The organism is Paraburkholderia sp. SG-MS1, assembly GCF_012275575.1.
Lineage (GTDB): Bacteria > Pseudomonadota > Gammaproteobacteria > Burkholderiales > Burkholderiaceae > Paraburkholderia.
The window spans coordinates 1-8264 of the sequence record NZ_NPIH01000093.1; the positions used below are offsets into that span (position 1 = coordinate 1).

Consider the following 8264-nt stretch of genomic DNA (forward strand, 5'->3'; position numbering starts at 1 on the left):
ATGCTGGCGCGCGATCAGCCAGATCTTCTTCCTGGGCGTGTCGCCGGTTTGCGGCATGCCGAGCGTGAGCAGCGACATCGGCCGGCCTTCGACGCTCGTGCCCAGTTCGGTGAGCGTGGCCTGCGGCATCTGCTGCACGGCGCCGAGAAACTCCGAATGACGCTCCTCGCTATACGGCTCGAAATACGCGTAGTAGATGCGATCGAAATCCGGCGTGTGATCGATCGTCAGCACGCGGCCGTCGTACGAGGTCGGCACGCGAAACCAGTTCACCCGGTCATAGCTCGCCACCGCCTGATAGTCGCGCCAGCCTTCGGCGAACGCGCACGCAGCGGCATTCTCGAAAGTCATCACGCAGCGCGTGCCCGCCGCGCCCGACACGCGGAAATAGAACCATTGCGCAAACTCGGCGTGGCTGTCCGGCCGCACGCGCAGTCGGATATTGCCGGCGTCTTCGCAGGACAGCACTTCAATTGCGCCAGCGTCGAAATTGCTCGTAATCGATAACGTCATGACGTTCTCCCCTGCTTCCCTGCACGGTGCAACGCTTATTCAGCGACGCGGCGGCGGAATATGTAAGTGGAATCGTTCGAAGCCGCGGCGTCGAACCCGTAGCCTTCGGAGTCGAATGCCTTCAACTGCTCGGGCCGCTCGAGGCGGTTCTCCACCGCGTAGCGCGCCATCAGGCCGCGCGCGCGCTTTGCATGGAAGCTGATGATCTTGTAGCGGCCGCCTTTCCAGTCTTCGAACACAGGCGTGACGACGGGCGCGTCGAGCAGCTTCGGCTTGACCGACTTGAAGTACTCGCCCGACGCGCAATTCACCAGCACGCGCGACGCCTTGGCGTTCTTCTTCATTTGCGCGTTCAACGCCTGCGTGATGCGCTCGCCCCAAAATGCGTACAGATCCTTGCCGCGCGGATTGGCGAAACGCGTGCCCATTTCGAGCCGGTACGGCTGCAGCAGATCGAGCGGACGCAGCAAACCGTACAAGCCGGACAGCACGCGCACGTGATTCTGCGCATAGTCGAGGTCGGCCGACGAGAGCGTCTTCGCGTTGAACCCTTCGTACACGTCGCCGTTGAATGCGAGCACCGCCTGCTTGGCGTTGTGCGTGCCGAACTGCGGTGACCATTCGGCGTAACGCTGGAAATTGAGGTGCGCAAGCTGATCGGAAATGTCCATCAGCGAAGCGATCTGCGCGGGCGACAAACGGCGTAATCCACCGATCAGTTCGGCCGCGTCGTCGACGAAATCGGGGATCGTGTGTTTGCTGACGTGCGGCGGGGTTTCGTAGTCGAGCGATTTCGCCGGCGACAGAACGATTATCATAGAGGCTTGCAGGCACGCCGTGCCTGGCGGTCAAAGACGAAAGCCAGATTGTAACGAATGCCCGGTTCCCATGCCTCACACGGCGCTTTGCGCGTCGTCCTCGATTCCAATGTCTGGATCGATATTCTCGTGTTCGACGACCCGCACACGCGGCCGATCGCGGCCGCGCTCGAAAGCGGCGCGCTGGCCGCGCTGATCGACGCGCGCTGTCTCGCCGAACTCACCTTTGTGCTCGACTATCCGCAATTCGTGCATCGGAAGGTGGACAAGGCCGCCGCGCTCGCGGTCGTCACGCGTCTCGCGCAACGGGTCGAGCCCGCTGCACTGGCGGAGGACACAAAGCCCCTGCCTAAATGCAAAGACCGCGATGACCAAAAATTTCTCGAGCTCGCGCACGCGGCTCAGGCCGACTGGCTGGTGTCGAAAGATCGCGCGGTGTTGAAGCTCGCGAAGCGGATCGCGCGCGACTTCGGCTTCCAGATCGCGCAACCCGCGCCGTTCGTTGCCGCGCTCGGCGCTTCGATGAGCGCCGCCGGCGAGCCCGCACCCGCATGACCCCGGCGGCATGACACTCTGGCCAAACGGCCAACGCGGAGCCTGTGGCGCGCACAAAGCGCCGCGATTCCCTACAATCAGGCTTCATCCTTGTCGGCGGCGCCGTTCGTCGATTTCGCCAACCCACTCGCCCACGCTCCGGACAGCGCCATGAATGCACCGCACGATACGCCCATGAGTCCCTCGTTTCCATCGCGCCTGCCGAACGTCGGCACGACGATTTTCACCGTGATGAGCGCGCTCGCCGCCGAGAAAGGCGCCGTGAATCTGGGCCAGGGCTTTCCCGACTTCGGCTGTGACCCGCGCATTGTCGACGCGGTCGCGAACGCGATGCGCGACGGCCACAATCAGTACCCGCCCATGACCGGCGTCGCACCGCTGCGTCAGGCGATATCGGACAAGATCGAGCATCTGTACGGCCGCCGCTACGACGCCGCGAGTGAAATCACCGTGACGGCAGGCGCTACCCAGGCATTGCTTACGGCGATTCTCTGCACCGTCCATCCCGGCGATGAAGTGGTCGTGATCGAGCCGACCTACGACAGCTATCTGCCGTCGATAGAACTGGCCGGAGGCAAGCCGGTCTTCGTCACGCTCGAAGCGCCCGACTACGCGATCCCGTTCGACAAACTCGCCGCCGCGATCACACCGAAAACACGCCTGCTGCTGATCAACACACCGCACAATCCGACCGGCACGGTGTGGCGCGCCGAAGACATGCGCAAGCTCGAAGAGATCGTGCGCGGCACCAACGTACTGATCCTGTCCGACGAGGTCTACGAGCACATGGTCTACGACGGTGCGCCGCACGAAAGCGTCGCGCGTTATCCGGAACTCGCGCAGCGCAGTTTCGTGGTGTCGAGCTTCGGTAAAACCTATCACGTGACGGGCTGGAAAGTCGGCTACGTGGCGGCGCCCGCCGCGCTCACCGCCGAGTTCCGTAAAGTGCACCAGTTCAACGTGTTCACGGTCAATACGCCGATGCAGATCGGCCTCGCCGACTACATGAAAGACCCGGCGCCGTATCTCGACCTGCCGGCGTTCTATCAGAAGAAGCGCGACTTCTTCCGCGCGGGCCTCGCGAGTTCGCGCTTCAAGTTGCTGCCGTGCACGGGGACCTACTTTCAGTGCGTCGACTATTCGGCGATCAGCGATCTGCGCGAAGCCGAGTTTGCCCAATGGCTGACTGGCGAGATCGGCGTCGCGGCCATTCCCGTCTCGGCCTTCTATCACGAGGCGCACGAATCGGGCGTGGTGCGCTTCTGCTTTGCCAAACAGGAAAGCACGCTCGCCACCGCGCTCGACCGGCTGGCGCGGCTCTAGGATGTCCCGCGCGATGTTGCGAACGAACCCATGTTCCTCGCCATCGCGCGCCGCGGCCAGCGCGTGCGTTGCCGCTTGCACCGCATGCATCGGCCCGTTTCAGTGGCGGCGTCCGCGCTCACGCGGGGCGCGTCGCCGCGATATACGCCTTGCGGTCCTCTGTCACGCGCTGCGCGGCCGGCCGGGCGCCGACCGTCTTCACATAGTGCTTCCAGTCGATGCCCGCATCGAGCAGAAAATCGCGGCCGTAGATGGCCTGCGTTGCCATGCCCACGAGCGGCAAGCTCACATACCCTGCCGTATCCGCGACGCCGAAGTGCTCGCCGCACAAATACGGACCGAACTTCACGATCCGCCTGAAGCCAGCGATGTGATGCGCGAGCAGCTTCTCGACACGCCCTTTGGTCGCATCGCTCACCGTGCCGCCGAAGAACGCTTCCTTGTAGAGATTGCGCACGGTCAGTTCGAGATGCACGTCGACGAACATGATCATCTCGCGCTCCTTGGCTGCTTGCCACGGGTCGGCGGAGAAAATCGCCTTACTGGAAAGCGCGCGGCCAGATACTCGACGATGCATTGCGATTCGCACAGGTCACCCTCTTCGGTTTGGAGGTAAGGCACCTTGCCGAGCGGCGAATGCGCGAGCACGGCCTCGTCCTGGCTCGGCGGGACCAAAACCTCTTCGAACGCAATGCCGTGTTCGAGCAGCACGAACTTCACTTTGTTGTAGTAATTGGACAGCGCGAAACCGCAGAGTTTGATCATCGGGTGTCTCCTTCCTTCGAGTTGTATGAGACCGCCTATCACTGCCGACGCGACAGCCGAAGCAACGGCCTTCGAACAATCATCCAGTAAATTGCACGGTCGTGCTATTCTAAAATAACCATGGAGTCGAGCATCACAATGAACTCTCGCAATTTCAGCATCGAGACTATCGGCATTGTCGGCACCGGCGCAATGGGCCGTGGCATTGCGCAAATCGCCGTGCTCGCGGGTCTCAAGGTGCGCCTGTACGACACCAACCCCGCCGCCGTCGGCGCTGCGCGCGATTATCTCGCCGAGACTTTCGCCAGGTTGACGGCTAAAGGCAAGCTCGACCAGGCACGCTCGCTTGCCGCGCTGGCCAACGTGAGCGGCGCGCAGGCGATTGGCGAGCTGGCCGGCTGTGACCTGGTCGTCGAGGCGATCGTCGAAAAGCTCGACGTGAAGCAGGCGCTCTTTCGCGAACTCGAAACCGTGGTGAGCGGCCGTTGCGTGCTGGCGTCCAACACATCGTCGCTATCGATCACGGCGATTGCCGCCGGTTGCACCGACCCGTCACGCGTGGTCGGCTATCACTTCTTCAATCCCGTTCCGTTGATGAAGGTGGTCGAGGTGATCGACGGTCTGCGCAGCGACCCCGCGGCGGCCGACGCGCTGATGGATCTCGCGCGCCGCATGGGCCACACGCCGGTGCGCGCGAAGGACATGCCCGGCTTCATCGTGAATCACGCGGGCCGCGGCATGAACACCGAGGGCTTGCGCGTGGCGGGTGAAGGCGTCGCGAGTTTCGCGGAGATCGACCGCATCATGCGCGAACAGGCGGGCTTCCGCCTCGGGCCATTCGAATTATTGGACCTGACCGCGCTCGACGTCTCGCATCCGGTGATGGAGTCGATCTACCATCAGTTCTATGAAGAGCCGCGCTTCACACCGTCGCCGATTACCGGCACGCGGCTCGCGGGCGGACTGCTCGGCCGCAAGACGGGCGAAGGCTTTTATCGTTACGAGGACGGCAAGCAGCAGGTGAGCGCCGAAGCGCCCGCGCCGACGGCACTGCCGCAAAGCGTATGGGTCAGCAAGCGTTATCCGCAAGCTCATGAGGCCGTCGTGCAACTCGTCGGCAAAGCCGGCGTGAAGCTCGACGACGGCGCCACACCGGCACCGGACTCGCTGATCGTCGTGACCCCTTTCGGCCACGATGCGACTGCGGCTGCCGTCGACGAAGCGCTCGACGCGAGCCGCGTGGTCGCCATCGACGCCCTCTTCCCGCTCGTCGGCGCACAGCGCCGCACGCTGATGATTACGCCGGCCACCACACGCGCAGCACGCGACGCCGGGCATGCGCTGTTCGCCGCCGATGGCGTGCCCGTCACCGTGATTCGCGACTCGACGGGCTTCGTCGCGCAACGCGTGGTGGCGACGATCGTCAACATCGGCTGCGACATTGCGCAAAAGCAGATCGCCACGCCCGAGGACATCGATCTCGCCGTCACGCTCGGTCTCGGCTACCCGCGCGGCCCGCTCGCGCTCGGCGACGCACTCGGCGCCACCACCATCCTCACGATTCTGCGCAACATGTTCAGCGTGCTCGGCGACCCGCGTTACCGTCCGTCGCCCTGGCTCGCACGGCGCGCGCAACTCGGTCTGCCGCTGACGCAACGCGACGCAGCGGAGAATCAAAAGCAGACGCAAAAGGAGACCCTCGCATGAGCGCTGAACTGCTGACCTCGCGCCCGACCGAAAGCGAATCGACGCTGGTCCTCACGCTGTCGAACCCCGGCGCGCGCAACGCGCTGCATCCGGACATGTACGCGGCCGGCATCGAAGCGCTCGACTCGGCAGAGCGCGATCCGTCGATCCGCGCCATCGTGATCACCGGCGCCGACAACTTTTTCTGCGCGGGCGGCAATCTGAACCGCCTGCTCGAAAACCGCGCGAAAGATCCGTCCGTGCAGGCAGAGAGCATCGATCTGCTCGGCCAGTGGATTTCGGCGCTGCGTCTGTCGTCGAAACCGGTGATCGCCGCGGTCGATGGCGCTGCCGCCGGCGCGGGCTTTTCGCTCGCCCTCGCGTGCGACCTGATCGTCGCCGCGGACGACGCCAAATTCGTGATGTCTTACGCACGCGTCGGCCTGACTCCCGACGGCGGCGGATCGTGGTTTCTCGCCCAGGCACTGCCGCGCCAGCTAGCCACCGAAGTGTTGATCGAAGGCAAACCGATCGGCGCCGTGCGTCTGCATGAACTCGGCGTCGTCAACAAGCTGGCCAAGCCGGGTTCCGCGCGTGATACCGCCGTCGGCTGGGCCGACGAACTCGGCAAGATTTCGCCCAATTCGGTCGCGCGTATCAAGGGGTTGATCAGCGCGGCCGGCACGCAGCCGCTCGCCGAGCATCTGGTCGCGGAACGCGACAGCTTCGTCGCTTCGCTGCATCACCGCGAAGGGCTCGAAGGGATTTCCGCGTTTCTCGAAAAACGTCCGCCGGTCTACAGATGAACGGCGAGTAAACCGCGATTGAACGAGGAGTGAACCCAGCGGCCATGCCTGACTACCAACTGCCCAAACGCCGCCGCATCTTTCTGATGCGGCACGGCGACGTCACCTACTTCGACGACTCCGGCCGCGCGATCGATCCCGAGACCGTGCCGTTGAACGCGAACGGCCGCGAGCAGGCAAGCGCGGCGGGCCGCGTGTTCGCCGGGCAACAGGTGCGCTTCGATCGCGTGATCGTCAGCGGTTTGCCACGCACGGTCGAAACCGCTCAGCGCGTGCTGGCCGAAACGGGTCAGCAGATCGACCTCGAGGTCGAGCCCGCCTTGCAGGAGATTCGCGGCGGCAAGCTCGGCAGCATTCCAATACAGGACCTGGAGGCGGCGTTTCTCGGCGTGTTCGACGGCATCGTGCCGGAAAGCACGCGCTTTCTCGACGGCGAAACCATCGGCGCGTTGTTCGACCGCGTGCTGCCGGCAGTCGCGGCGCTGCGCGAAGACAGCGCGTGGGACACCGTGTTGCTGGTCCTGCACGGCGGCGTGAATCGCGCGATTCTGTCGCACGCGATCACGGCGGGCGGGCGCACGTTCTTCGGCCACCTGGCGCAGGCCACCGGCTGCATCAATGCGCTCGATGTCGGCGCGGCGCCGCGCGACTGGGTGCTGCGCGCGCTCAACTATTCGCCGCCGTCGCCGCTGCATCGCGACGTCCGCAACACCACGATGGAAATGCTCTACGCACAATTCATTCAATACAAGCGTAGCTGAACCCGAACTGGAGGAGACACATGGCGCAAGCCACACCGACTGGAGAACCCACACACAAGCCGGACTATTCGGCTTTCGAGGGCACGCGCCCGGTCAACGAGCGGCAACGTTTCGACACGGACGCGCTCGCCGCCTGGCTCACCCGGCATGTCGACGGATTTGCCGGACCGCTCGCGCTCGAGCAATTCGCGGGCGGCCAGTCCAATCCCACGTTCAAGCTGGTGACGCCGTCGCGTTCGTATGTGATGCGCGCGAAGCCTGGACCCGCGGCGAAACTGCTGCCGTCCGCGCACGCCGTCGAACGCGAGTACCGCGTGATGCGCGCGCTCGCCGGCACCGACGTGCCGGTCGCGCAAATGCTCGCGCTGTGCGAGGACGAAAGCGTGATCGGCCGCGCGTTCTACGTGATGGAGTTCGTCGAGGGGCGCGTGTTGTGGGACCAGTCGCTCCCCGGCATGACGCCCACCGAGCGCGCGGCGATCTACGACGAAATGAATCGTGTGATCGCGGCGTTGCACAGCGTCGATGTCGAGGCCGCAGGTCTTGCCGGCTACGGCAAGCCCGGCAATTACTTTGCACGGCAAATTGGCCGGTGGAGCAAGCAGTATCTGGCGTCCGAGACCGAACCGATCGACGCGATGCAGCGCCTGATCGAATGGCTGCCGCAGCACATGCCGGCCGAGACCGGTGGACGCGCATCGGTCGTGCATGGCGACTACCGGCTCGACAATCTGATCTTCCATCCGCACGAACCGCGCGTGCTCGCGGTACTCGACTGGGAACTCTCGACGCTCGGCGATCCGCTCGCCGACTTCGCCTATCACTGCATGGCATGGCATGTCGATCCGGCGCAATTCCGCGGCATCGCCGGTCTGGATTGGGCAGCCCTCGGTATTCCCGATGAAGCACAGTATGTCGCGCGTTACTGCCAGCGCACCGGCTTCGAAATTCACGGCGACTGGAATTTCTATCTGGCCTACAACATGTTCCGCATTGCCGCGATCCTGCAAGGGATCATGAAGCGCGTCGTCGATGGC

The 8264-nt window shown here is 64.2% G+C and carries 8 protein-coding genes and 1 pseudogene; 6 read left to right on the top strand and 3 right to left on the bottom strand.

Going from position 1 to position 8264, the window contains the following annotated elements:
• On the bottom strand, positions 1-513 hold a 513-nt coding region (locus CIC12_RS06445), incomplete at its 3' end, for a M14-type cytosolic carboxypeptidase (protein WP_238812406.1).
• A 35-nt stretch (positions 514-548) separates the two neighbouring features.
• A complete protein-coding gene (gene yaaA, locus CIC12_RS06450; protein ID WP_168663244.1) occupies positions 549-1331 on the bottom strand; it encodes a peroxide stress protein YaaA in 783 nt (260 codons plus the stop codon).
• 57 nt (positions 1332-1388) lie between these two features.
• On the opposite strand from yaaA, the gene CIC12_RS06455 reads away from it, so the two are divergent.
• Together CIC12_RS06455 and CIC12_RS06460 are read left to right on the top strand one after the other, a co-directional pair.
• A complete protein-coding gene (locus CIC12_RS06455; protein WP_168663246.1) occupies positions 1389-1886 on the top strand; it encodes a putative toxin-antitoxin system toxin component, PIN family in 498 nt (165 codons plus the stop codon).
• Between the two features lie 150 nt (positions 1887-2036).
• On the top strand, positions 2037-3209 hold the full coding sequence (locus CIC12_RS06460; RefSeq protein ID WP_168663247.1) for a pyridoxal phosphate-dependent aminotransferase: 1173 nt from the start codon (positions 2037-2039) through the stop codon (positions 3207-3209).
• Between the two features lie 118 nt (positions 3210-3327).
• On the opposite strand, the pseudogene CIC12_RS06465 reads toward CIC12_RS06460, so the two are convergent.
• Positions 3328-3974 (bottom strand): annotated as a pseudogene (locus CIC12_RS06465) (glutathione S-transferase family protein).
• A 138-nt stretch (positions 3975-4112) separates the two neighbouring features.
• Here CIC12_RS06465 and CIC12_RS06470 point away from each other — a divergent pair.
• The 4 genes from CIC12_RS06470 to CIC12_RS06485 all read left to right on the top strand — a co-directional run.
• A complete protein-coding gene (locus CIC12_RS06470) occupies positions 4113-5681 on the top strand; it encodes a 3-hydroxyacyl-CoA dehydrogenase (protein WP_168663249.1) in 1569 nt (522 codons plus the stop codon).
• Positions 5678-6466, top strand: coding sequence for an oxepin-CoA hydrolase, alternative type (locus tag CIC12_RS06475; protein WP_168663251.1), 789 nt, complete (start codon positions 5678-5680; stop codon positions 6464-6466). The genes CIC12_RS06470 and CIC12_RS06475 overlap by 4 nt, the downstream gene beginning before the upstream one ends.
• A gap of 44 nt (positions 6467-6510) precedes the next feature.
• On the top strand, positions 6511-7227 hold the full coding sequence (locus CIC12_RS06480; RefSeq protein ID WP_168663253.1) for a histidine phosphatase family protein: 717 nt from the start codon (positions 6511-6513) through the stop codon (positions 7225-7227).
• A gap of 20 nt (positions 7228-7247) precedes the next feature.
• Positions 7248-8264, top strand: a 1017-nt coding sequence (locus CIC12_RS06485) for a phosphotransferase (RefSeq protein ID WP_168663255.1), incomplete at its 3' end; no start/stop codon positions are given.